Origin of the sequence: Peribacillus sp. Hz7 (assembly GCF_042136355.1) — a bacterium.
GTDB classification, from domain to species: domain Bacteria; phylum Bacillota; class Bacilli; order Bacillales; family DSM-1321; genus Peribacillus; species Peribacillus asahii_A.
Window position 1 is genome coordinate 1 of the sequence record NZ_JBHHJV010000025.1, and the last position, 23,814, is coordinate 23,814.

Consider the following 23,814-nt stretch of genomic DNA (forward strand, 5'->3'; position numbering starts at 1 on the left):
GGCCCCTCGGGCCAGATACCCTAAACTCCTAATCCTCCCCTAAATATGGAAATAACTCAGAATGAAGTGGCTCGCTTTTGAAGTGATCGCTCTGGCTCAAATCAATATTGACAAAAACAACTTTCAAAAAGTTTATAATGAATACTTACAACAAGGAGAAGGCCAAGCTCAATTGGAAGTAGTTGAGGAAGTCGATTCAGGAGTAGAACAAATTGTTGCAGTTCGTAAAAATGATGAGGATGATATTATTGCTTTTAAAACAAGTAGTGGAAGAGAACTAGATTATATTACTGCTCTTGATGAAGCAAAATCAGGGAAGTTAGCTCATGTCGACGTATTTCATAAGTATGGCAGGGATATTATACGTAGTGAACCTGATGGTATTAAAGAAAATAACTTAGATAACTTACCTTCTTTTTAAACGGGTAAATCTCAAGAAGAGAATATTAGTTTGGATATTCTCTTCTTTACTTTACTAAATTTACCCAAAGCTTCGTAAACTTACTGTAAGAAAATCATCAGTTATTCAATTATAGGGAGCTTTTCTTTAAGTAAGAAGGTGTCGTTTTTTAATCAATCAGATTCTAGAGTAACACATTTAAATTGGTGTTATATTAAGGTGTAGAAGAGATTGTGAAGGATTCTACTTAAACTATCGGGACGCTTTAGTTTAATAAGATATATATATAACAAGAAAATGACGTGTACCATTCTACACGTCATTTTCTTGTTTTGATTTATAAACAGAATTCCTTCATTTTTTAACCTAGCATTTCCTCTAATAGCTCGTTTTTAGGAGTGAAGTATCCCTGACCACTCCCACGGCTGAAGCCAGTGGGGTTCTTTCTCGCAAACATTCCACTTACAAACTTCCACAGGAAGATGCAGGGGTGAAACTTGGGCGAGCAACTTTTGAGAGAAAAACAGTCTTTCAAAAGGGCAAGGTCGGTGCCACTACGCCATTCGACTGGCGATACTTGGTTCTTTCTTCGGTTTATCCTTCGGATGTTTCGTTTTTTGTCTGATTTCTTCAGACAAAAAGCGTTTATACCAAATCGGTTGTTTAAATAGGACCGAATGAAGAGGTTGGACTGCCATCGTATGTTTTTTACGGGCAATATTTTGTGCTTCGTTTACATCACGATGGATTTCTGTTTTATGAACAGAACAAATAAAGTGTCTTCCTTTCACTTGATGTCGTCCATTACAAAACGGACAATCTTGAGAGGTATAGCTTTCTTCTGTTTCCTCTACTTTTATCCCCATTAATGCAGCTTTATAGGTGAGTTTTTGTTTCATTTTCCCTTAGTTCCACAACGATAGTTGTTGCCTTCTGACTTTACTAGTTTTTTGTTTCTTTTTCTCGTTCTTCTTTGTCCATTTTTCAATGCCTGATACATGGCCTATCACGAAATGTGTAACTTGTTCTTCGACTAAAAAAGAAACGACTTCTTTTGTGGTTTTATGTTCCAACTCTTTGAGTTGATTTTTACTAGTTTGACGAATGCGATATTTGGCTTGTTTATACTTTTTCCATTGATTAGATCCTTTTTTACAGTGAGACATCTTTTTACTTAATTCCGCCAATACTTTCGCTCGGAATTGAGAGATACTACGCATGGCTCGTCCTGAAACAAGAAGAGCCTTGTTTTCTGTCGCGACTGCCACGGTATGAATTTCTCCTAAATCAGCACCAGCCACCTTTTTATCAAACGATGATAGATCCCTTTCAGAGACTTGCACAGTATAACAAAACCAATAGGCACCGTCTCTCCATACAATTTCTGCGTAGTTACACTCGTCTAACGGTTCCTCCGAAAGATTAGGAAGAAGAATAGCCTTATTTTTCTTTGGGAATTTTTTGTTCCAATTCTTCTTTTTCTTTTTAGTCAACCATTCAGGAAGTGAAAATCCATAGGATGCCTTTTTTATCGCAATGGTCTCTTTGGTTATATCCATCGATGCTTTTTTTAATGGGATGCAATAATAGTATTTTCTTCTCCACGGATACTTCGCCTTTTTATCCGTTTTTCGAAGCTGTGAATCGTTTCTCGATTCGCTTCATACTTATCCGCAATGGCTTGAACAGTCTGAGAATGGAGTTGATACGTTTGTTTTCGAACAGATTGAATCTCTGCTTTACTTAACCACTTTTTACGAGAAACATAATAAGAAGTCGCTTCTCGAACGATATCATTCCATACAGAAGCCGCTTCTCTCTGCATCATTCTTAATTCTTCATATAGATATTTCTCATAGGGAATACGAAATGAGTGTGTGACAAACATGTTTTTTCCTCCTCTCTTGTTTTCTATAAAACTATTATAAAAGAACACATGTTCCAACTACAAGAAATACGCCCACAACACAAAAAAATCGAACCATTAACGTGTCACGAGACACGCCTGGTTCGACCTCACTATCAGCCCACCTCTAAAGAAGTGGGCTTTCTCGTTTGGGAAATCTGTAAGTTATTCATAAATGAATCAACGATACAATAATGAATAGCTATAAAAGGCGGGATAGATGAGAGTTAATTCATTATTGAATTATTTAACGATTTACTCATATAAAATATAGCCGTTTATCCCATTAAAAACTTGGCACGCAAGTTGCATTAATAAAAGGAGAAGAAATAAGGACTGGCTACACACAGAACCTCACTTTAATGGATGAAGAAGGTTCAGTCTCCAGTCGGTGTTGTTGGAGGTTCGTTAAGGATTATCTCAAGTAAGACCTAATAGGAGGAAAACTATGACGAAATCTTTGTTTGATTTAAGTGGGAAAACAGCGCTTATTACAGGCGGGGGAAGTGGATTGGGGAGAGTGATTGCAGAAGTATTTGCGGAATATGGTGCAAATGTAGCTGTTTGTTCTCGAAAATTACATAATTGTCAGGACACAGCAGATGATTTGAAAAATACGTTCTCTATACAGGCAAAGGCATATGAATGCAATGTAGCCAGTGAAGTAGCTGTGGCTGACACAGTGGAAGCCGTTCTTTCTGATTTTGGCCAAATCGATATTCTCGTCAATAATAGCGGGGCTACTTGGGGAGAAAAAGTGGAGAATATGCCGCTTGAAGCATGGCAAAAGGTCTTAAATGTGAATGTAACCGGCACATTTCTAATGTCAAAGGCCGTTGGAAAACATATGATCAGTCGCGGCAAGGGGAAGATTATTAATATCGGTTCTGTTGCAGGGTTGAAGGCAGAGCCCCCGGAAGTCCTAAATGCAATTGGATACAGTACAAGTAAAGCAGCGGTCCATCATTTTACGAAAGATTTAGCAAGAAAATGGGCGGGGTATGGAGTAAATGTCAATGCAATTGCACCGGGATTCTTTGAAACGAAAATGACAAAGCACGTACTTGACCAAAGAGAGGCTGCAATAATAAATAAAAATCCCATGAAAAAATTAGGAGACCCTGACTCACTGAAAGGAGCGGCACTTTTTTTAGCTGGCAATGGAAGTGATTATATTACGGGACAGATTATTGCAATAGACGGTGGCGTTTCTTTGTAATAATAAGTGAAGTGTAGGTGACGAGCTTCTTGTATGAAGTAGAAGCTTTTTAATAGGTTAGAACTTAGTAAACGGTGATGGAAATTATGCTTTAAGAGAATGAAAGACCTTATAGTATGAGCATAGAGGGGTATCGACAGGAAATGTACAATTTGGCAAAGGAAAAAGGCAGGAATAATCAAGAAGTATTAAAAATCAGTCAATAGAAAGGGGTTTGAACATGAATAGCATTCCCGAAATCGATGTATATGTTAGGTTTTGTGAGACAGACGCAGCAGGTCATGTCAATAACACTAGTTACTTTATATATATGGAAGAAGCACGAACAAAATTTTTTAAAGCGATTGGTTACGACAGAGATAATAGGGGAGAAATGAATTTCATTGTGGCTTCAGCACAGTGTGATTATTTGGCTCAGGCATATGCAAACCAAACGCTAACTCTTGCCACGAGGGTTTCCAAAATCGGAACAAAGAGCTATACATTGGCACACGAAATTAAATCAGCAGATACGGGTGCAATGATTGCAGCTGGAAGTGCTGTTGTCGTTTGTTTTAACTTTCAAACACAACAGTCCGAGGTCATTCCGCCAGAACTGCGTTCGATTCTTGAACAGTGTTTCGTTACAGTTTGAAAGTGGAATCGATCTTAATAAAAAAATCGCCATGGGGTTCTATTGTAGATAGAACAAAATCAAAGCATGGCCATACTTCTATTAAAATATAAGGGTGTGACGTAATGCTAGGTAGAGACTTTTTTCTAAAGGCTTTGAAAGAATACGAGGTAAAATATTTATTTGGAAATCCAGGGACAACTGAATTGCCATTAATCGATGGTTTAGTGAACTATCCAGATATTGAATTTATTGTTTCATTACACGAGGATGTCTGTGTTGGTATGGCGGCAGGTTATGCGCAAGCAACGGGAAAACCAGGCGTTGTTAACCTGCATGCAGCTCCGGGTCTTGCTCATGGTATGGGGAACGTATACGATGCCTATCGAGCGGGGGTCCCCCTCATTGTCACAGCCGGGCAGCAGGACACTAGACTCGCTATACAAGAACCTGCACTCTGGGGTGAAATGGTTAGCATGGTCAAGGATTATACCAAATGGAGCTGGGAAGTGAAAAATGCTCAAGAATTACCGACAGTATTACATAGAGCATTCAAAATGGCCCTAACTGAACCGATGGGTCCCGTTTTCCTTTCTCTTCCTTCTGATGTACTTTGGCAAGAGGTAGATGCAGAACCAATTCCTCTAACCGTTGTTTCCTCTAATATAAGAGGAGACCTTGAGGCTGTGCAAAATGCTGCTGTTTTGATTAGACAAGCTAAGAACCCTGTCTTTTTAGTTGGGGATCAATTAGCAAGCTGTGAAGGTTTGAACGAGATGGTTCAACTTGCAGAGATGATCGGAGCCCCGGTTTATGTTGAGCATCAATGCTCTCGCTTAAGCTTCCCTTATGGACATCCACAGTATGCAGGGAGATGCCTCCCTAACGGTCCATATATCGAGAAGGTACTCAAAGATGCAGATGTAGTGGTTTTTGTTGGAGTAACGAGTCAAGCTCCGTTACTTTATTTTGACAGACCTATTGTTCAACCAGGAACCAAGGTGATCGCTATTAACAGCGGAGAGTGGGAGCTGGGAAAAAATATGCATGTTGATACTGCTATTCTGGCAAATCCAAGAATCGCAGTTAAAGAGGTTACAGAACTAATCGATCTTCATGCTAGTAATGAGGACCGAGCCCGATTTGAGAGTTTAAAAGAAAAAACTTTGCTAATGAAAAAACAAAGTGATGAACAGCGTTTGAAAGAATTAGAAGGAACGAGAGGACAAGTTCCATTATCCCCTGCTGAAGTCATATATGAACTAAATAAAGCACTCCCTGAGAACGTTTTGGTGGTTGACGAATCCGTAACCTCCGGAAGGTTCACACATAGTTATTTGGAACTGAATCAACCTGGCAGTCTTATCGCGTTAAAGGGCGGCGGTCTTGGATACGGTATGCCGGCTTCTCTTGGTGCTCAGTTAGGACGTCCTGATCAAAGGATAGTCAATGTGATTGGGGATGGCTCTTCACTTTACTATATCCAATCTTTATGGAATGCCGCCAAGCATAACCTACCAGTTGTTTTTGTGATTATGAATAATCAAAGCTACATGATTCTTAAAGGCGGAATTCTGAATATCGACGGAGAATCTGCAAAACAAAACGTTTTTCCTGGAATGGATTTAAATGAACCTGCAGTGGATTTTGTTAGTGTGGCAAAGGGATTTGGAATCGATTCGATAAGAATTGAAAAACCTGAAGAACTCCAACCAGCTTTTGAGAAAGCGTTTAATGAGAAAAAACCAATCTTGCTGGATGTTTTAATAGATTCAACGGTAAGAGTTTTTCTTAAGTAATTTGTTAGGAGGCATTCTGTATGGATATTGTATCTTTGTAGAATATTTCTCGTCATTTTGTAGCGAGCAACTATAGAAACAAACCAGTCCATGTGGCGAGTTCTTGAGCCGTATGGACCTTTATTATGAAAAAAATCAGATGTTCTAGATGAATTTTCACCTATTAATCATATAAATGTTGACATGTTGAATGAGCAACATAGGAGGATTGATAGGGCGTTTAGTATTAATCACGGTGAACCGTACCATAAGTAAGGGCGTTTTTTAAAATCCTTGTTTGATATTAATCAATCAAGGATTTTTCTTATTTATTAACGAAGTATCATATTTTAAATGAATCAACTATTAGACTTCGTATTAACTGAATAGAGGTCACACCATATTCTGAATGTTCAGGTTTATATTCTCGAAAAATGAAATTTTTTAGAGTGTATAAACATTAATGCCTATTTTTTTGTAAAAAGAATTATCGGCTTTTGTTATTTAACGTATGATTTCACTGAAATCCCATATTTATAAGGTAGGAGATAAACTTCATCTACATAATTAATCATATGGTTATTTCTATTTAGCTATATTTATCTTTATGTACACGAATATTAATGTATTGGGAATGGAAAGGTTTCATGAAAACCGAGGGTTAGGAGGGAATTTGTTGGATATAATTGGAAAGGGTGTCATTCGTAAAGACTCGTGGGATAAAGTGACAGGACGGGCGAAATACACGGATGATTACCAATCAGTCGGGATGCTTTCTTGTGCAAAGGTCATCAGTCCATATGGGCACGCTAGAATTACTGCGATTGACACGACAGAAGCATTAAAAATACCAGGTGTTAGGGCGGTTATCGCAGGAGAACATTTTCCACTCACAGGTGAGGCCATTCGTGACCGCCCGCCGATTGCTGTTGATAAGGTCCGTTATCACGGAGAACCAGTTGCATTAGTTGTCGCTGATACTCTAGCACAGGCTCAGAAAGCAGCTAACCTAGTTAAGGTCTACTATGAATTATTGCCAGTAGTAAATTCACCTACACAGGCGTTCCAAAAGAATGCTCCCCTCGTCCATGAAAAGTTAGGCGAATACAAAAAGGAGGAAGATTCACATCCGGTTCCGGGAACAAACATTGCAAGCCTTACTAAAATTCGCAAGGGCAATATGGAAAAAGGATGGTCTGACAGTGAGGTAACAGTAGAAGCAAGTTATTCCTTTGCACCCTCGGACCATGCCGCAATGGAAACAAGATGTTCAACGTGTGAGATTTTACCAGATGGAACAATCAATATAATGACCTCGTCTCAGGCGCCTTTTATGGTCAAAACACTTATAGCTGATTACTTTGGTGAGGATATAGGGAAAATTGTTGTTCGTACGCCGTTTGTTGGAGGAGCCTACGGTGGAAAGGCACCCGTTCAGCTTGAAATACTTGCCTACTTAGCATCGAAGGCTGTTGGCGGCCGACCCGTGAAGGTTTTCAATATCCGTGAAGAGGATATTATTACATCTCCATGTCACATTGGTTTGGATGCAACAGTTAAAATTGGGGCCGACCGCAACGGGAAAATTAAGGCTATGGAAATTCTTTATTTGTGGGATGGGGGTGCCTATTCCGATAAAGCCATTGATGTAACGAGATCAGGGGCAGTCGACTGCACAGGTCCCTACAATGTTGAGAATGTCTGGTGTGACTCATACTGTATGTATACCAACCATCCATATGCATCCCCATATAGAGGATTTGCTCATTCTGAGCTGTCCTTTGTAATTGAAAGAACATTGGACTTATTATCACAAAAACTGCAAATGAATCCGCTTGAACTCCGTTTTATAAATGCCATTAGGCCAGGAAATACAACACCGACAAGGGTTCTTTTAAATAAAAGTAATTTAGGAGACTTACCACATTGTATTGAGAAATTAAGACATTTAATCAAGTGGGACGAAGGGGCGATTAAAGAGATAGATGAACGCTTTGTTAGAGTAAAAGGCGTAAGCTGCAGCTGGAAAACGTCAACGATTGATGCCAACGCTCCCTCGGGCGTTATTTTAACATTTAATCGAGATGGGAGTATCAATTTAATGTCAGGGGTTATAGAAATTGGAACTGGGACTAAGACTGTGCTAGCTCAAATTCTTGCCGAGAGACTTAAAATGGATATCAATCAAATTCATGTTCGAATGAAAGTCGATACCGAGACAATGCCAGAACATTGGAAAACCGTTGCCAGCAGGGGAACATTTATGGCAGGTAGGGCTACCTTAAATGCCGCAGACGATGTGATTAGCCAATTAAAAGAAGTGGCTTCATGTGTGTTAAGAGCACCAAAGGAAGATCTTGAAGTGGCAAATAGTCGGGTATTTTTGAGGGATAACCCATCCATTGGGCTCCATTTTAAAGATATTGGTTATGGTTATAAGTATCCAAATGGTAACTCTATTGGCGGTCAAATCATTGGCAGAGGAAAATATATATTACGTCATATAACGCATTTGGATCCTGAAACTGGGGCTGGGAAGCCTGGTCCTGAGTGGTCTGTTGCAGCATATGGAGTAGAGGTAGAATTCGATCGTAAAGATTATACGTATCGACTTGTTAATGCTGCGACGGTGGTGGATGCTGGCAGGGTAATGAATGAAAAAACAGCGTTAGGTCAGGTTATGGGGGCAATGAGTATGGGGCTAGCATTCGCTGGGAGAGAAACATTTTATTTTGATGATTTAGGGAGGGTTTTGAATCCGCAACTTCGGACGTATCGCCCGCTCCGCTATGGAGAGAATCCTAATTACTTGGTTGATTTTGTTGAAAATCCACAGATTGATGCACCATATGGAGCCCGGGGAATAGGAGAACTGGGGTTAATGGGAATGCCTGGGGCCCTCGGGAATGCATTGTCTGTGGCCGCTGGTGTTTCGCTTCATAATCTTCCCTTAATTCCAGAATTGATTTGGAAAGCAAAGGAGAGGCAATAAAGTATATCTGGTGGAAAGGAGTAGAGTACCATTTGAAGGGCATCATTTGTACTGCCGTTATTTTTCTTATACTGATAAATGTGCCGATAAACATTATGTCCTTCAACTTGGTAAAGGAGATTAGAAACTGAGCTTCAACAAAAGTTGAACGAGCAAGAAACGCCGTAGCCATACGGCTTTTTTTGTTTCCATAATACATTCGGGAGGTGTTCTGGAAACAATGCATATTATGAAGGAATAGGGATTTCTTTATAACTATTTAAGAGAGTGAATAACGACTCTTAAAACTTTGTGAACATTTATACTTAAAGTAAAGGGGACGTTAGCACAATAACTAAAGATTAATTTTTGAAGTCCCTTTTAATTTTTGGATCTTCAGCAATCGGGCGCTATTTTTTGAATAAAACTTAGATTTTTAAATGACTTTATTGTTATATTTTTTAGTGTAGTGAAGTGTCTTACATCAAAAATTAAACAATTTATATTTTTAATCCCGTTCTAAAATTTAGAACGGGGCTATACTTGTTTGAGCTTTTAAAACTAAATAACTTTATTGTCATTTTACACCTTCTTCGCTCACTCGAGGAAGGTCTTCACGCAGCAGCCACCCGAGTCTCCTTCGACATCGACCTCCTGCTGTCGCATCCGGCTCGGTCTCCGGAGCCCCGGGCTCTAGTCGAGAAGCATTCTTGCAAGCTTATTCATCCTGTAGCCATGCTGACGCCCATTCAAGAAGTATCTCCCGCATATCTACGTGGAAGCAAGTTCAAAGCAGTCCGCGCCAACCGCCTTCACCTTCTTCACCTTAATTAGATTAAAATAGCTAAATGTTTAAATTATATGGGATGTGGTGCGAAAACGCATTACATAATGGTGTTTTATTGCACCGTTATGGATGAATTTAATAATTACTTGAACAGAAAATATTATATTTAATAGTGAAAAGTCAAGGTTTCTGTAGGTTCTGTTTAATTAGCTAGAATTGGCATGAATTTTGCATTATAAATAGTTGCGAAGGAAAGAAGACAGTAATGACTCAAATTATAACTCTTCCTTCTGGAATATCTGTAATTTTGTATGAATTGAAGATGCTTATACCAAAAACTGATGGAAGTCAGGTGTTACTATGGATCTTATGACAAAAGATTTATTGATTAATTTTCTATTAACCATCTTTCCTATTTTTTTGATACAAATGTTCTATCTGATAAAATATATCTATCAAATTGAGAAATTAAAGGGATGGATATTAGCTGTTTTTCCTGTACTTTCCCTTGTTCTAAGTATGTTATTTCCTCTTGAGATAAATAGGCAGTTTGTTTTGGATTTGCGCTTAATCCCATTTATTATAGGTGGGTTATATGGTGGTTATAGATTAGGGCTGTTTTTATTGGTTTTAGTTCTAAGTATTCGTTATTTTTGGGGAAGTGAAGGGGCATTTTATTTAACCCTTATCATTTATCCTTTAATAGGTTTTATCATTTTCTTTTTATCCAAATACTATTTGAAAATGACCATCAAACAAAAAGTATTGGTGAATTTATCTATTACTTTGTTTACTTTAATAGCTTCTATTCCTATTTTAGAAATAATAGGAGTAGACGTTGAAATAGGCCTTTGGGTAAGATACATTGTTATTTATGTCATTGGCATATTGATTGCTACTATTCTTTGGGAAGGTATCCAAACAAATTTTCAAGTGTTACAAAAATTAATGAAAGCAGAAAAATTGCAAATGGTGAGTCATCTTGCCGCTAGTATTTCCCATGAGGTTCGGAATCCACTTACTGCAAGCAGAGGATTTATCCAAATGTTATCAGAGGATGTATCCGCGCAAACAAGAAAGAATTATGCTGAAATTGCGTTAAAAGAATTGGACCGTGCAACAGAAGTGATTAATGATTATTTAACGTTCGCAAAACCAACCCCTGATAAGGAAGAGAAGATAAAGGTTTCTACAGAAATTCAACATGTAATCAATCTTACGAGTCCTTTAGCCAACATGAATGGAGTAAAAGTAAGTCTATCATTAACAGAGGATGAAACTTCTTTTGTCAGAGGTGATAGAAAAAAGTTTCAACAATGTTTAATTAATATAATAAAAAATGGAATAGAATCAATTCAAAACTGTGGGGAACTTCAAATTCGTTATAGCTGTACACAATCCACAATTCAAATTGATATCCAGGATCAAGGAATAGGTATGACACAAGAACAAATTAACCGTCTTGGTGAGCCATACTTTACAACAAAAGACAAGGGAACAGGACTTGGGTTGATGGTATCCTATAGTATTATCAGAGGAATGAACGGAACCATTCACGTAGAAAGTGAGAAAGGGAAAGGAACCTGCTTTTCTATCAAACTTCCCATCGCACCGAATGAAGGAGAATTTTTAAAAAGTAATTTACTTGTCCAACATCAACAGTCCTAAAGAGACTAGAATAATTGAAAAGAAATAATGGGGAAGCTTTTTATTATAGAGGGATTCACTTAGTATGGATTGAAATATAAATATCAAAAAATTTTCACTATATTAATACAACTCTAGTGATAAAGAATAAAAAGTTGACTTTAAGGACAGTGCATGTATAAATACACTGTCTTTTTTTCTGTCTTAAAAACAACAGATTGTTATTAAACTAGTTTAATCATTTTCTATATTTACCCTTATCTGTTTAATAGTAGTATGATATATTGAAAATCAATATAGTATATGGCATATGATTAGGGGGTCACAGCATTAGGATGGGAAGTACAATGGATAATTTTATGAGTTCAGATAAACTGCATGATCTGTTCTATGATCCAGTTTTAAAACAGTTGGATTTCAAGAAATTGATTTATTACTTAGATTACTCTTACCAAGGTTTGATTCTATCTGATCGGGGGGGACGAGTCCTTTATGCCAACCGTGCACTGGAGAGAATATCCGGCTTCCCCATTAGCGAAATTATTGGGTTAACTACAAAAGAGATGGAAAAGAAAGGGATTCTCATTCATAATTCGCTCAAGGAACTTAAAAAGAATCCATTGACAATTGCACAGAAACTAAAAACGGGAAAAGAAGTGTTTATTACAAGCCAACCTATTTTAGACCGGAACGGTCACATCATTTTTTATATTGCCAATTACCACGATCTTAACGAAATTAATGAGCTTCGTCAGGAACACCAGCGATATAAAGATATTGATTACTCTGAATTACAAGAGCTCCGAACCCGTTTTTTAGAAACTGACCAGTTTATTAGTCGGAATTATAAGATGAAACAAATCTTGGAGAAGACAATTAAAGTTGCCAAAACTGAAGCGATGGTGCTTATCAGAGGTGAATCTGGAACCGGAAAAGAAGTGATTGCCAAGACGATTCATAAAACGAGTAATCGTGCGGATAAACCTTTTATTCAAATTAACTGCGCTGCAATTCCTGAATCTTTAATCGAAGCCGAATTATTCGGTTATGAGAAGGGAGCGTTTACTGGGGCTAGCCGAAGTAAAGTAGGATTACTTGAAATGGCTAATGAGGGAAGTGTATTACTCGATGAAATTGGAGATTTGCCTTTGCATCTCCAAGCGAAGCTTCTGCGTGTGATTCAAACCAAAGAATTTTATGCCGTTGGAGGCAACCGCCCAAAGGTAGTTGACATTCGCTTCCTCGCTGCTACACATCGGGATTTGGAAGGGATGGTAAAAGCAGGGGAGTTTCGAGAAGACTTATTTTATCGCTTAAATGTAATTCCTATTGATATTCCTCCATTGAGAGAGCGAAAAGAAGATATTATCCCATTTGCTGGTCATTTCTTGGACAAGTTTAATGATAAATATAGATGTCGAAAAAGATTTGATGTAATGACTTGTCGTGCGATGGAGAACTACTCTTGGCCGGGGAATGTAAGACAGTTAGAGAATTTTGTCGAGCGTATGGTCATTATGGCGGAAGGGGACATTATAGAAACAACGCTTTTACCGGAGGAAATGAAGCTGGAACGCGAGATAGCTGGAAAACCGGTAAGTATGGAATGGACACCAATATCCCTTCGTGAGGCAAAAGAACGGTTGGAAAAAGAAATGATTATAAGTGCTCTTCAACAATATAAAAGTATTCGGGAAGCGGCTCGCCATTTGGAGATTCATCACTCTAATTTAGTTAGAAAGATACAAAAATATAAGATAGAACAATAACGCGGTGCGAAATTGCACCGCGTTTTTTATGTAATAAGAAGGTGTAAATATCTTCTTATTCTTGATCTGAATCAGATTAAAATAACCGAATTTTCAAATTTTATGGAATGTGGTGCGAAAATGCACATGCATTGGCTCTATAATGGCGCTTTATCGCACCATTATGTATGAGTTAAATAACAACTGAAATAGAAAATGCTGTATTGAAGGCTGGTAAGTCAAGGTTTCTGTAGATTTTTGTTTAATAAGTCAGAATTGGCACGAGTTTTGCATTATAAATAGTTACAAAGGCAAGAAGACATCAATGACTCAAATTATAGCTATTTGAACCCGATTTTATCAGCTATAGGTGAAGAATGTACAGAACATTATGTGGTCACAACACATGCATCATCGGCCATGGAGCTGGCTTTAAATCGGGGCAAGAAGAGTCGGACTGCCTTGGCAGCGGCTAATCATTATTAAAAAGGGGAATTTATACAGTTTGGAATTAGTTTTAATTTTGGGAATCCAAAAATGACAACTTGTTTCTAAACTAGGAAAGGGAGAATGGGAAATGGAAGAGGTTTATATTGTTTCAGCAGCAAGAACCCCTATTGGGAAATTTGGAGGAATGCTTCGCCATTTAAAATCATCGGAGTTGGCGGCTATTGCTATGGAGGCTGTTATAAAGCGTTCTAACATTGCAGCCGAACAGTTTGATGAAGTAATCATTGGTAACGTTTTTCAAGCCGGAGGAAAAGGCAACCCGGCAAGGCAGGCTGCCATCAAGACTGGATTACCAGTAACTGTTCCGTCGATGACTATTAATAAGCAGTGTGCCTCAGGTATGCGATCGATTGGACTAGGTTATCAGCAGATTTTAGCTGATGAGGCGGATATCATTGTTGCCGGAGGAACGGAAAGTATGAGCAACGTTCCACATTTGGTATTGGATGCACGCTGGGGAAAAAAGATGGGGGCGCTATCGACAGTGGACAGTTTGATTTATGACGGGCTTGAGTGTGCAATGGAAGGCTATCACATGGGTGTCACCGCTGAGAATTTGGCAGAACTATATGAAATCTCTCGGGAAGAACAGGATAGGTTTGCTTTAGCCAGTCAACAAAAGGCGCAGCAAGCAATGGCAAAAGGATATTTTGACAAAGAAATCGTTCCTGTGAATGGTAGGGGAAATCAAGAGTTGCGTACGGATGAGCATCCTCAAGGAACCAGCCTAGAAAAACTTCAAAAGTTGAATCCTGCATTTAAAAAGGATGGTACGGTGACAGCTGGTAATGCATCCGGTTTAAATGATGGAGCAGCAGCGGTGGTCCTGGTTTCAGGAAAAAAAGTAAAAGAATTAGGGCTTGAGCCACTCGCCCGAATTCGCTCTGTTGCCTCTGCTGGGGTTGATCCCTCGATAATGGGAATCGGTCCAGTTCCAGCGACGAAAAAGGCACTTGAAAAAGTGGGGATGTCTATTCATGACATCGATTTATTCGAACTCAATGAAGCCTTTTCCGTACAGACACTGGCTGTCATGCGTGAATTAGGAATAAATGAAGAAAAAGTAAACGTGAATGGTGGAGCGATTGCTTTAGGACATCCGGTAGGGTGCTCAGGTGCTCGAATTGTAGTTACGCTTCTGCATGAACTTATTCGACAACAAAAACAGTTCGGATTAGCAAGTCTTTGTATCGGTGGCGGTCAAGGTGCAACGATGATTATTGAACGAGTATAAGGTGTATGATTCCAAGGCCGTTATTCGGTCAGGAAAAACGAAAGTGAATTAAAAAGGAGGAACAATCTATGTTTTTAACAGAAGAACAAGCCATGATTCAGAAAGTAGCCCGTGATCTTGCTCGGGAACAAATTGCCCCTCATGCCAAAGAAGTAGATGAAACAGGAGAGTTTCCCTGGAAAAATATTCGCCTATTAGCGGAGCATGGCTTCTTCGGTGTCCATGTACCGGAAGCTTACGGTGGAATTGGTGCAGATATGGTGAGTCACGCACTGGTGGTAGAAGAGGTAGCTGCTGCTTGCGCTTCCACATCAGTCGCATTATCTACGCAGGCATTAGCCATTGGTCCATTTTTGATTGGCGCGAGTGAGGAACAGAAAGAACGGTACGTAACTCCACTTGCTAGGGGAGAAGTGCTCGGGTCTTGCGGCATTACAGAACCAGGAGCAGGATCGGATGTATCTAGTATACGCACTAGGGCAGAGAAAGACGGGGATAATTACATTCTTAATGGAAGAAAGGTATTTATCACGAATGCAGGCGAATCAGAAATCTACGTGATTGTAGCACGTACCTCAGAGCATCGAACTAATGGGATTAGCTTATTCATTGTCGAAAATGGAACACCGGGCCTTTCTTTTGGGAAAAAAGAAGACAAGATGGGGATTCGAGGATCTGCAACACGAGATGTCATTTTAGAAAATGTACGAGTTCCAAAGGAAAATATGATCGGAGAAGAAGGACAAGGTTTTTCTATTATGATGAACGTGTTTAATGAAACGCGACCTATTGTTGGGGCTCAAGCCTTGGGGATCGCGAGAGGCGCTTATGATTACGTTAGGGAGTATATAAAAGAGAGAGTGCAGTTTGGTAAAGCATTGAGTAGTTTTCAGATGGTTCAGGCTATGCTTTCAGACATGGCTATGCAGATTGAAGCTTCAAAACTACTTGTCTATCAGGCTTCCGAAATGATTGACCGTAAGCAACCGGGGGTTCCCCTAAATTCTTCGATGGCTAAGTGTTTCGCCTCGGATACAGCGATGAAGGTAACGACCGATGCTGTTCAATTAATGGGGGGATACGGGTTCATCAAGGAATATCCGTTAGAGCGGATGATGCGAGATGCCAAGATTACACAAATTTATGAAGGAACGAACCAAATTCAACGCTTGATTATAGCCAAACAAATCTTAGGAGGGTAAAAGGAATGGAACTATTTGTCATTGGCGGGGGATTGATGGGATCTGGAATCGCTCAAGTAGCAGCACAGTCAGGGATGGATGTATGCATTGCTGATATTAATCAAGAGGGAATTGATTTAGCTAGAAAAAGAATTAGGGACTCCTTAAGTCACCTTGAAAGAAAAGGAAAGATTGAAGATTCAGAGGGTATTCTTTCTCGTATTGAATTTCAAGTGTACTGGGATGGAATCGAGAATGCGGACGTCATCATTGAAGCTGTACCAGAAAATTTGGAACTGAAGAAAAACGTATTTAAACAGATTGATAAAGTGGCCAAAGAAGGAGCTCTTCTTGCTTCCAATACATCCTGCTTATCTATTACGAACCTTGGCGCAGTCACTCGTCGTCCGGAGCAAGTCATCGGGATGCACTTTTTCAGTCCAGTACCGATGATGCCGCTTCTAGAGATTGTGAAGGGACATAAGACTTCGACAGAGACAGTTCAGCGAGCGATAGAGGTAGGGAAGAGGTTAGGAAAGCAAATCATTGTGGCTCAGAAGGATTTCCCTGGATTTTTAATGAATCGCATATGGCTTCCTATGGTGAATGAAGCATGTTATGCGGTTATGGAAGGGGTAGGAACCCCAGAAGATATTGATCAAGGTTTTGTAAGCGGTTATGGACATACAATGGGACCTTTGAAGACTATTGATATGGCTGGATTGGATGTGGCCTTGGCAGCGATGGAGGCCCTTTACGAAGGGTTTGGGGACCCAAAATATAGACCTTGTCCCCTATTAAAAAATATGGTGGCAGCCGGGGATTTAGGAAGAAAATCAGGAAAAGGATTTTACACGTATGAAAAAAGGACTCTACATGTATGAGAAATAGATGGAAAAATGAGAGAACACGGAGGAATGAAGGATGTTTACGAAAATTCTAATTGCCAATCGTGGGGAAATTGCCGCTAGGATTATCCGTACTTGCCACACAATGGGCATCTCGACCGTAGCAATCTATTCTGAAGCAGATATGGAAGCACCACACGTTCAAATGGCGGATGAAGCATATTTGGTTGGGGCACCTCGTGTAAATGAAAGTTATTTGAATATGGATAAGATTATAGAAATCGCGAAAGAATCAGGGGCACAAGCGATTCACCCTGGATATGGACTGCTCTCTGAAAATACTGCTTTTGCCCGTTCATGTGAAGAGGCAGGAATTGTATTCATCGGACCTTCGCCTGAAATTATTGCCCGTATGGGAAGTAAGATTGAATCGCGAAAAGCCATGGAAGAAGCGGGAGTTCCTGTAGTTCCGGGTATTTCATATCCCTTGGAGGATGTAGAAGAAGCGGTGAAAGTTGCCAATGTTATGGGGTATCCAGTGATGCTAAAGGCCTCAGCAGGCGGGGGCGGAATAGGGATGCAAGTGGTTCGCAGTGAAAAAGAACTTCGTAAAGCTTACGTAGGCAACCAGAAACGGGCCACTGACTTTTTTGGAGATGGAGCTATGTACGTCGAAAAATATGTGGAAAATCCAAGGCATATTGAGATTCAAATCCTTGCTGATCGATATGGGAATACCGTGTATTTATGGGAACGGGAATGTTCTATTCAACGCCGCCACCAAAAAGTTGTGGAGGAAGCGCCGTCTTCTTTTCTCGATGAGCATACACGAAGGAAAATGGGGGAAGTGGCTGTTAAGGCAGCTCAGTCACTTAGATATCAGAACGCAGGTACTATCGAGTTTCTGGTCGATGAAGAAAAGAATTTTTACTTCTTAGAAATGAACACGCGTTTACAAGTGGAGCATCCGGTAACGGAGGAGATAACAGGAATTGATTTGGTTGAAAAGCAGCTTCGGATTGCATGCGGAGAGCCGCTTGGTTTGGTGCAGTCGGATATTAAGCTTGAGGGTCACGCCATGGAAGCTAGGATTTATGCGGAGGATCCTACAACGTTCTTTCCGTCACCAGGCACGATTACGAAATTCGTTACACCGGAAGGTGCTGGAATCCGCCATGAATTGGCCGTTCATGAAGGCTTAACTGTTACTCCATTTTATGATCCAATGGTTGCTAAATTGGTGGTGAAGGGAAGAAATCGCAAAGAAGCGATAGATCGTTTAAAAGGGGCACTCGCAAACTATTGGGTAGAGGGGATTAAAACGAATATTCCGATGTTGCGAGAAGTAGCCGCACACCCTGCTTTTTTCAGCGGAGATACGACGACAAGTTTTGTGGAGAAACATTTAAAAACAACAGAGCCGAACGGCTTAAAAAAGGAGACATTCGAATGAGTCAGATTACAGCAACAATGGCAGGTAATGTATGGAAAGTATTAGTGGGGACAGGGGATGTAGTAGAGGAAGGTCAAGATGTAATGATTCTGGAGTCTATGAAAATGGAAATTCCAGTGGTAGCTGAAAGTTCTGGAGTCGTAAAAGAAGTTAAGGCACAGGAAGGAAATTTTGTAAATGAAGGAGATATCCTTGTAGAAATTGATTGAATTTCACACCGCATTGAAAGAGAGGGCTTTCAGAATGAAATGGCCAGAAAGCGTAACGATTAAAGAAGTGGGACCGCGTGACGGACTACAAAATGAAAAAGCATGGGTTAAGACAGAAGATAAAATTTCCTGGATTAATCAACTATCCTTAACTGGATTGAAGCATGTTGAAATAACCTCTTTCGTAAATCCAAAATGGATTCCAGCTCTTGCGGATGCTAGTGATGTAGTCAAAGGGATTCAGCGTGTTCCTGGAGTTGTTTATACAGCCCTTGTCCCTAATTCGAGAGGGTTGGAGAAAGCATTAGAAGCTAATGTGGATGAAGTAGCCGTTTTTATGTCAGCAAGCCAAACTCATAATCGAAAAAATATCAATAAATCCATAGAAGATACATTTTCTGTTTTAGAGGAAGTAGTACAGGATGCTCTTTCAGCAGGAAAGTCTGTCCGTGGATATATTTCAACAGTATTTGGTTGCCCCTACGAAGGACTTGTTTCAGTCGAAAATGTTGTCCGGATATCCAATACTTTGTTTGACATGGGAATTAAGGAAATATCGCTTGGCGATACAATCGGTGTGGCAAATCCGATACAGGTACAAAAGGTATTGGAGGATCTTCTCCGGCGTTTTCCCGCAAAGAAATTGGCGATGCATTTTCATGATACTCGTGGAATGGCCCTAGCGAATATTTTATCTTCGCTTGATATGGGAATCAGTACATTCGATGCGGCCATAGGGGGCTTAGGAGGATGCCCTTATGCTCCAGGGGCCTCCGGAAATGTTGCATCCGATGATTTGCTTTATATGTTGGAGGGAATGGGAATCCAGACCGGGATTGATCGGGAAAAAATGCATGAAGCGGCTCTTTTTATTCAAGAAAGATTAGGAAAATCTCTGCCTAGCCATACCTTGCAAGCTTGTGGAACGGATAGCTAAGAGAAAGTACATAAGGGGGGGAGAGAATGAAAGATCGCTTCAAGCTTTTAAAGAAAAGCGCATCCCTGTATTCAAGGGTGAGTAGGACAGGGGACGGCTCAGTAAAACAAGGGAGGGGAAAACATGACTATTAAATTGTCATCTCATGAATCTAGCTTACAGAATCGTATCGAATCTATTAAAAGGGGTGGAGACGCCAAGTATCATCAACAAAACGCAGACAAGGGAAAATGGTTTGTACGAGATCGTCTGAGCAGGCTGTTTGATTCGGGGGTTGAACTGGAGGATGCCCTTTTTGCTAATTGCGTGGAAGGAGATTTGCCGGCTGACGGAGTCGTCACATCTATAGGAAAAATCCATGGTCAAACTGTTTGCGTAATTGCGAATGATTCAACGGTCAAGGCGGGCTCCTGGGGATCCCGAACGGTAGAAAAAATTATTCGCATGCAAGAAACGGCAGAAAAGATGCGGGTTCCTCTTTTATATTTAGTTGATTCAGCAGGTGCACGAATTACAGATCAAATTGAAATGTTTCCCGGAAGACGAGGAGCAGGACGGATTTTTTATAATCAAGTCAAACTCTCCGGTAAGATTCCTCAAGTATGTATTTTGTTTGGTCCATCCGCGGCCGGTGGGGCATACATTCCAGCCTTTTGTGACTTGGTAATAATGGTGGACGGAAATGCGTCGATGTATCTCGGTTCTCCTCGGATGGCGGAAATGGTCATCGGAGAAAAAGTAACCCTGGAAGAAATGGGGGGGCTCGTATGCACTGTTCCGTGTCCGGATGTGGAGATGTGTTAGCCAAGAACGAAGAAGAAGCAATTGAAATGGCACGAAATTATCTATCTTATTTTCCAACTAATTTTGCTGAGAAACCTCCTGTACAGAAGGAATTGGCACCTAAGCAGTTTGAGAAAACATTAGAAGAGATTATCCCGACAAATCAGAATGCACCCTTTAATATGTATGATTTGATTGATCGAGTTATTGATGAAGGTTCCTTTTTTGAAATCAAGAAATTGTTTGCTGGAGAATTAATTACTGGTTTAGCCCGAATAAATGGAAAAGCAATCGGGATTATTGCCAATCAGCCTCGTGTTAAGGGTGGGGCGCTATTCCACGACACGGCGGATAAGGCTGCAAAATTTATTACCCTTTGTGACGCTTATCATATTCCACTTCTATTTCTTGTTGATGTACCAGGTTTTATGATTGGAACCAAGGTTGAAAGGGCAGGAATCATTCGACATGGGGCAAAAATGATTTCGGCCATGTCTGAAGCGACTGTACCTAAAATTTCTATCATTGTCCGTAAAGCCTATGGAGCAGGTTTGTATGCCATGGCCGGACCGGCGTTTGAAACAGATTGCTGCCTTGCCTTTCCTACAGCCCAAATTGCAGTAATGGGACCAGAGGCCGCAGTAAATGCTGTCTATGCCAATAAAATTGCCCAATTACCTGAACATGAGAGGGCTTCTTTTGTAGAACAGAAGAGGGAAGAGTATAAGCAGGATATAGATATTTATCGACTAGCCTCAGAAATGATTATCGATGGGATTATTTCCCCAAATTCATTACGCGATGAATTAGTGAATCGATTTGATGCGTATTCATCAAAGGATGTGGTCTTTTCTGAGCGGAAGCACCCAGTATATCCAGTCTAAATTCTATCATTCTAAAAGAATAGAGTGAAAGTTTAAAAGACAGCGAAGAAAGGTAAAAAATAACTTGAAGAAAGGCAGGGTGTTAAATGTCAAAATTAGTGCGTGTGGAGAAAAGGGAAGGAATTGCTACTATCATTTTGGATAATCCGCCATTGAATATTTTAAGTCATCAGGTTGTTAAGGAGTTAGATGAGATTTTTCATATGGTAGCGAAAGATCCGGAAGTCATATGTGTTATCTTGACAGGATCAGGAAATAAAGCATTTATGGCGGGAGCAAATATTAAAGAGTTTCCAGATAAGATAGGGAAAAATGATGTCAAAGAATTTTCCATGCATATGCACCGTGTTTTCAATCTAATTGATTTTTTACCTCAGCCAACAATCGCAGTAATAAACGGATGGGCCCTGGGGGGAGGATGTGAATTGGCTTTAACCTGCGATATTCGAATTGCGGAGGCCCATGCACAAATTGGATTGCCTGAAATTAAATTAGGCCTTTTCCCAGGTGCCGGTGGAACACAGCGTCTGCCTCGATTAGTTGGAGAAGCAAAGGCGAAAGAAATGATGTTTACAGGGGAACCGATATCCATGGATGAAGCACTAAGGATTGGTTTAGTTAATCAGGTTGTACCGAGTGGAGAAGGTATGACGGTAGCTTATAAAGTAGCACAAAAAATTGCAGGATATTCTCTACAAGCCTTATCTCGTATTAAACGAGCTGTTGATGAAGGAATGGATCAAGATTTTGATGCCGCACTTGAACGAGAAGCACATCTATTTGGGGAAGTGTTTCAAACAGAAGATGTAAAAGAGGGGGTTCAAGCGTTTATCGAAAAACGTACTCCTCAATTTACACATAAATAAAGAACTAGGTTTGATGATATAAGGGTTGAAAATATTATACTACTAGAGGTCGAAGGTTTGTTAAAATAGTATCAGAATCCACTATATATTCCTAAAAATAGATGCTATTTACAGTTAGGGATATTACTTTTTGTATCTTGTAAATTGGTAAGTAAAATGCAAAAGCAGGTGTCCAAGCCTTTCTTAAAAAAAAGTTAAATTTTAGTAAGAGGGATAAAAGGATAAGCAGTAGGATTTAACACACTAAGGTATCTGGGTTGTTCGGGGGATTTCTTTAATTATTAGAACATAACTTTTCAATTGAATGATTATAAGGAGGGCGATGAAGAGTGAATTTAGATCTCAAACTTCGGGAGCACGCTAAAGAAAACCCTGAAAAATTAGCCCTTGGATGGGAAACAGGTTCTTTTACGTATAGGGAATTAAATGAAAGAGTCCAAAAGCTTGCTAACCAATTTTACTTAAGTGGCGTTGTGAAAGGTGACCGTATTGCTATAATTTTGGACAATTGCCCTGAATTTGTAATCAGTTATTATGCTTGTATGCGTATCGGAGCTATAAGTGTTCCGATTAATCCATCGTTTACTTCACGGGAGTTTGGAATAATCATCAATGATAGTACCCCTAAAATTATCATTACTAATGAAGCTGTTAATGAAGTGCTGAAACAGACAAAAATAGAGGGAAATCCCCAATATTTGTTGAGGAATGATTCAATCTTTAGTGATCTAATAACAGATGGACAAGCAGAATATTTAGTAGATTTACATGAGAATGAGGAATGCTCCATTTTATATACTTCCGGAACAACAGGTTTACCAAAAGGTGCGGTGCTTACTTATCATAATCTTTACCATAATGCTAAAACATTTGCAGAAACCTTAGAACTAAATGAGAATGATAGAACATTAATTCTGACCCCATTATCTCATATAGCTTCACAATCAAATTGTATGAATACCCTAATATACTGCGGTGGATACATCTATCTGATACCGAGATGGAAATCAAGTTCAAATACTTTAAGTACACTGGAGAAAGAGGAGATAACGTTCTTTTTTGGTCCTCCAACTGTGTACACGTACATGTTAAATGATAAAGATATTAGTACGTATCATTTGAAATTAAGAATCGCATATACGGGAGCGGCACCGTTACCAGAAAAGATTTTCAAAAAATGGAGAGAAACTTTTGGTTTTGAAATAGTTGAAGGATATGGATTAACAGAATGTTCCCCAGTTGTATCAGTTAATCCTCCTCACGGTAGGAAAAAACTGGGTAGTGTTGGGCTTCCTATAAATGATGTAAGAGTCAAAATAGTAAATGAACGATTCGAAGAGGTACCAATTGGAGAATCTGGAGAGTTAGTTGTTCAAGGACCTAATGTCATAAAGAGATATTATAACCGTGAAAAGGAAAATTATTCGGCTTTTATTGATGGATGGTTCAGAACAGGGGATATCGCAAAGCGAGACAATGATGGCTATTTATATATTGTCGATCGACAAAAAGATATGATTATTCGTTCAGGGTTTAATGTTTATCCAAGGGAAGTAGAAGAAGTATTATACGAGCACCCGGCTGTATTGGAGGTTGCTGTCATAGGGTACCCAGATGCTGAAAAAGGAGAGTTAGTAAAGGCGGTTTTAACATTAAAGTCTGGTTATGGTGGAAAAGTGGAAGAGTTAAAAGAATTTTGTAAAGAAAGATTAGCCACCTACAAAGTACCTCAAGAGTTTGAAATTGTGAATGAATTGCCGAAAACAAGTTCGGGAAAGATTGTTAAAACTAAATTACGAGAGTTATATACTTAAATATTTGATGTGTCTCCTTTTCTAAG

At 39.6% G+C, this 23,814-nt stretch carries 19 protein-coding genes and 1 pseudogene; 17 read left to right on the plus strand and 3 right to left on the minus strand.

The genetic code is table 11. The features are described 5' to 3' along the window. Positions 1-106: 106 nt before the first annotated feature. Positions 107-421 carry a DUF3892 domain-containing protein gene (locus tag ACE199_RS20500; RefSeq protein WP_375351415.1) on the plus strand — a complete coding sequence of 105 codons (315 nt, stop codon included), beginning with the start codon at positions 107-109 and terminating at the stop codon, positions 419-421. 533 nt (positions 422-954) lie between these two features. Here the strand turns inward: ACE199_RS20500 and ACE199_RS20505 are convergent. The 3 genes from ACE199_RS20505 to ACE199_RS20515 are packed head-to-tail and all read right to left on the minus strand — an operon-like array spanning position 955 to position 2,288. Further along, positions 955-1,299 (minus strand): zinc ribbon domain-containing protein, encoded by a 345-nt coding sequence (locus tag ACE199_RS20505; RefSeq protein ID WP_375351384.1) that lies wholly within the window; start codon positions 1,297-1,299, stop codon positions 955-957. Between the two features lie 6 nt (positions 1,300-1,305). Continuing rightward, positions 1,306-1,959 carry a transposase gene (locus ACE199_RS20510; RefSeq protein WP_375351385.1) on the minus strand — a complete coding sequence of 218 codons (654 nt, stop codon included), beginning with the start codon at positions 1,957-1,959 and terminating at the stop codon, positions 1,306-1,308. 11 nt (positions 1,960-1,970) lie between these two features. Next, on the minus strand, positions 1,971-2,288 hold the full coding sequence (locus tag ACE199_RS20515; RefSeq protein ID WP_375351386.1) for a hypothetical protein: 318 nt from the start codon (positions 2,286-2,288) through the stop codon (positions 1,971-1,973). A 466-nt stretch (positions 2,289-2,754) separates the two neighbouring features. Here ACE199_RS20515 and ACE199_RS20520 point away from each other — a divergent pair, with 466 nt between their 5' ends. The 16 genes and pseudogenes from ACE199_RS20520 (at position 2,755) to ACE199_RS20595 (ending at position 23,788) form a co-directional block, all read left to right on the plus strand. Next, entirely contained in the window at positions 2,755-3,525 is a 771-nt protein-coding gene (locus ACE199_RS20520; protein WP_375351387.1) for an SDR family oxidoreductase, read from the plus strand. Positions 3,526-3,641: 116 nt separating this feature from the next. Next, the gene (locus ACE199_RS20525; protein WP_375351388.1) at positions 3,642-3,731 is read left to right on the plus strand and encodes a Spo0E family sporulation regulatory protein-aspartic acid phosphatase; all 90 of its coding nucleotides are present in this window, start codon (positions 3,642-3,644) and stop codon (positions 3,729-3,731) included. A 14-nt stretch (positions 3,732-3,745) separates the two neighbouring features. Next, positions 3,746-4,159 (plus strand): acyl-CoA thioesterase, encoded by a 414-nt coding sequence (locus ACE199_RS20530; protein WP_375351389.1) that lies wholly within the window; start codon positions 3,746-3,748, stop codon positions 4,157-4,159. A gap of 104 nt (positions 4,160-4,263) precedes the next feature. Further along, positions 4,264-5,937 carry a thiamine pyrophosphate-binding protein gene (locus ACE199_RS20535; RefSeq protein WP_375351390.1) on the plus strand — a complete coding sequence of 558 codons (1,674 nt, stop codon included), beginning with the start codon at positions 4,264-4,266 and terminating at the stop codon, positions 5,935-5,937. 655 nt (positions 5,938-6,592) lie between these two features. Continuing rightward, the gene (locus tag ACE199_RS20540) at positions 6,593-8,908 is read left to right on the plus strand and encodes a xanthine dehydrogenase family protein molybdopterin-binding subunit (protein WP_375351391.1); all 2,316 of its coding nucleotides are present in this window, start codon (positions 6,593-6,595) and stop codon (positions 8,906-8,908) included. A gap of 1,135 nt (positions 8,909-10,043) precedes the next feature. Further along, positions 10,044-11,342, plus strand: a complete 1,299-nt coding sequence (locus ACE199_RS20545; RefSeq protein WP_375351392.1) for an ATP-binding protein — start codon at positions 10,044-10,046, stop codon at positions 11,340-11,342. A 326-nt stretch (positions 11,343-11,668) separates the two neighbouring features. Next, positions 11,669-13,090, plus strand: a complete 1,422-nt coding sequence (locus ACE199_RS20550; protein WP_375351393.1) for a sigma-54 interaction domain-containing protein — start codon at positions 11,669-11,671, stop codon at positions 13,088-13,090. A 556-nt stretch (positions 13,091-13,646) separates the two neighbouring features. Next, on the plus strand, positions 13,647-14,813 hold the full coding sequence (locus tag ACE199_RS20555; protein ID WP_375351394.1) for a thiolase family protein: 1,167 nt from the start codon (positions 13,647-13,649) through the stop codon (positions 14,811-14,813). 68 nt (positions 14,814-14,881) lie between these two features. Next, a complete protein-coding gene (locus tag ACE199_RS20560) occupies positions 14,882-16,015 on the plus strand; it encodes an acyl-CoA dehydrogenase family protein (RefSeq protein ID WP_375351395.1) in 1,134 nt (377 codons plus the stop codon). A gap of 5 nt (positions 16,016-16,020) precedes the next feature. After that, on the plus strand, positions 16,021-16,878 hold the full coding sequence (locus ACE199_RS20565; RefSeq protein ID WP_375351397.1) for a 3-hydroxyacyl-CoA dehydrogenase family protein: 858 nt from the start codon (positions 16,021-16,023) through the stop codon (positions 16,876-16,878). Between the two features lie 40 nt (positions 16,879-16,918). Continuing rightward, positions 16,919-18,295: an acetyl-CoA carboxylase biotin carboxylase subunit gene (locus ACE199_RS20570; protein ID WP_375351398.1), complete on the plus strand. Its 1,377-nt coding sequence runs from the start codon at positions 16,919-16,921 to the stop codon at positions 18,293-18,295. Continuing rightward, positions 18,292-18,504, plus strand: a complete 213-nt coding sequence (locus ACE199_RS20575; protein ID WP_375351399.1) for an acetyl-CoA carboxylase biotin carboxyl carrier protein subunit — start codon at positions 18,292-18,294, stop codon at positions 18,502-18,504. Before ACE199_RS20570 ends, ACE199_RS20575 begins: the two co-directional genes overlap by 4 nt. 34 nt (positions 18,505-18,538) lie before the next feature. After that, positions 18,539-19,441, plus strand: a complete 903-nt coding sequence (locus ACE199_RS20580; protein ID WP_375351400.1) for a hydroxymethylglutaryl-CoA lyase — start codon at positions 18,539-18,541, stop codon at positions 19,439-19,441. 123 nt (positions 19,442-19,564) lie between these two features. Next, a pseudogene (locus ACE199_RS20585) lies at positions 19,565-21,108 on the plus strand (acyl-CoA carboxylase subunit beta). A gap of 86 nt (positions 21,109-21,194) precedes the next feature. Continuing rightward, positions 21,195-21,974, plus strand: a complete 780-nt coding sequence (locus tag ACE199_RS20590; RefSeq protein ID WP_375351401.1) for an enoyl-CoA hydratase — start codon at positions 21,195-21,197, stop codon at positions 21,972-21,974. A gap of 329 nt (positions 21,975-22,303) precedes the next feature. Continuing rightward, positions 22,304-23,788, plus strand: coding sequence for a class I adenylate-forming enzyme family protein (locus ACE199_RS20595; protein WP_375351402.1), 1,485 nt, complete (start codon positions 22,304-22,306; stop codon positions 23,786-23,788). Positions 23,789-23,814: the final 26 nt, after the last annotated feature.

Bases quoted from the DNA above. Each gene is read 5' to 3' on its own strand.
- ACE199_RS20505 (WP_375351384.1), bottom strand. From the start codon at position 1,299: ATGAAACAAAAACTCACCTATAAAGCTGCATTAATGGGGATAAAAGTA.
- ACE199_RS20510 (WP_375351385.1), bottom strand. From the start codon at position 1,959: ATGGATATAACCAAAGAGACCATTGCGATAAAAAAGGCATCCTATGGA.
- ACE199_RS20515 (WP_375351386.1), bottom strand. From the start codon at position 2,288: ATGTTTGTCACACACTCATTTCGTATTCCCTATGAGAAATATCTATAT.
- ACE199_RS20520 (WP_375351387.1), top strand. From the start codon at position 2,755: ATGACGAAATCTTTGTTTGATTTAAGTGGGAAAACAGCGCTTATTACA.
- ACE199_RS20525 (WP_375351388.1), top strand. From the start codon at position 3,642: ATGAGCATAGAGGGGTATCGACAGGAAATGTACAATTTGGCAAAGGAA.
- ACE199_RS20530 (WP_375351389.1), top strand. From the start codon at position 3,746: ATGAATAGCATTCCCGAAATCGATGTATATGTTAGGTTTTGTGAGACA.
- ACE199_RS20535 (WP_375351390.1), top strand. From the start codon at position 4,264: ATGCTAGGTAGAGACTTTTTTCTAAAGGCTTTGAAAGAATACGAGGTA.
- ACE199_RS20545 (WP_375351392.1), top strand. From the start codon at position 10,044: ATGACAAAAGATTTATTGATTAATTTTCTATTAACCATCTTTCCTATT.
- ACE199_RS20550 (WP_375351393.1), top strand. From the start codon at position 11,669: ATGGATAATTTTATGAGTTCAGATAAACTGCATGATCTGTTCTATGAT.
- ACE199_RS20555 (WP_375351394.1), top strand. From the start codon at position 13,647: ATGGAAGAGGTTTATATTGTTTCAGCAGCAAGAACCCCTATTGGGAAA.
- ACE199_RS20560 (WP_375351395.1), top strand. From the start codon at position 14,882: ATGTTTTTAACAGAAGAACAAGCCATGATTCAGAAAGTAGCCCGTGAT.
- ACE199_RS20565 (WP_375351397.1), top strand. From the start codon at position 16,021: ATGGAACTATTTGTCATTGGCGGGGGATTGATGGGATCTGGAATCGCT.
- ACE199_RS20570 (WP_375351398.1), top strand. From the start codon at position 16,919: ATGTTTACGAAAATTCTAATTGCCAATCGTGGGGAAATTGCCGCTAGG.
- ACE199_RS20575 (WP_375351399.1), top strand. From the start codon at position 18,292: ATGAGTCAGATTACAGCAACAATGGCAGGTAATGTATGGAAAGTATTA.
- ACE199_RS20580 (WP_375351400.1), top strand. From the start codon at position 18,539: ATGAAATGGCCAGAAAGCGTAACGATTAAAGAAGTGGGACCGCGTGAC.
- ACE199_RS20590 (WP_375351401.1), top strand. From the start codon at position 21,195: ATGTCAAAATTAGTGCGTGTGGAGAAAAGGGAAGGAATTGCTACTATC.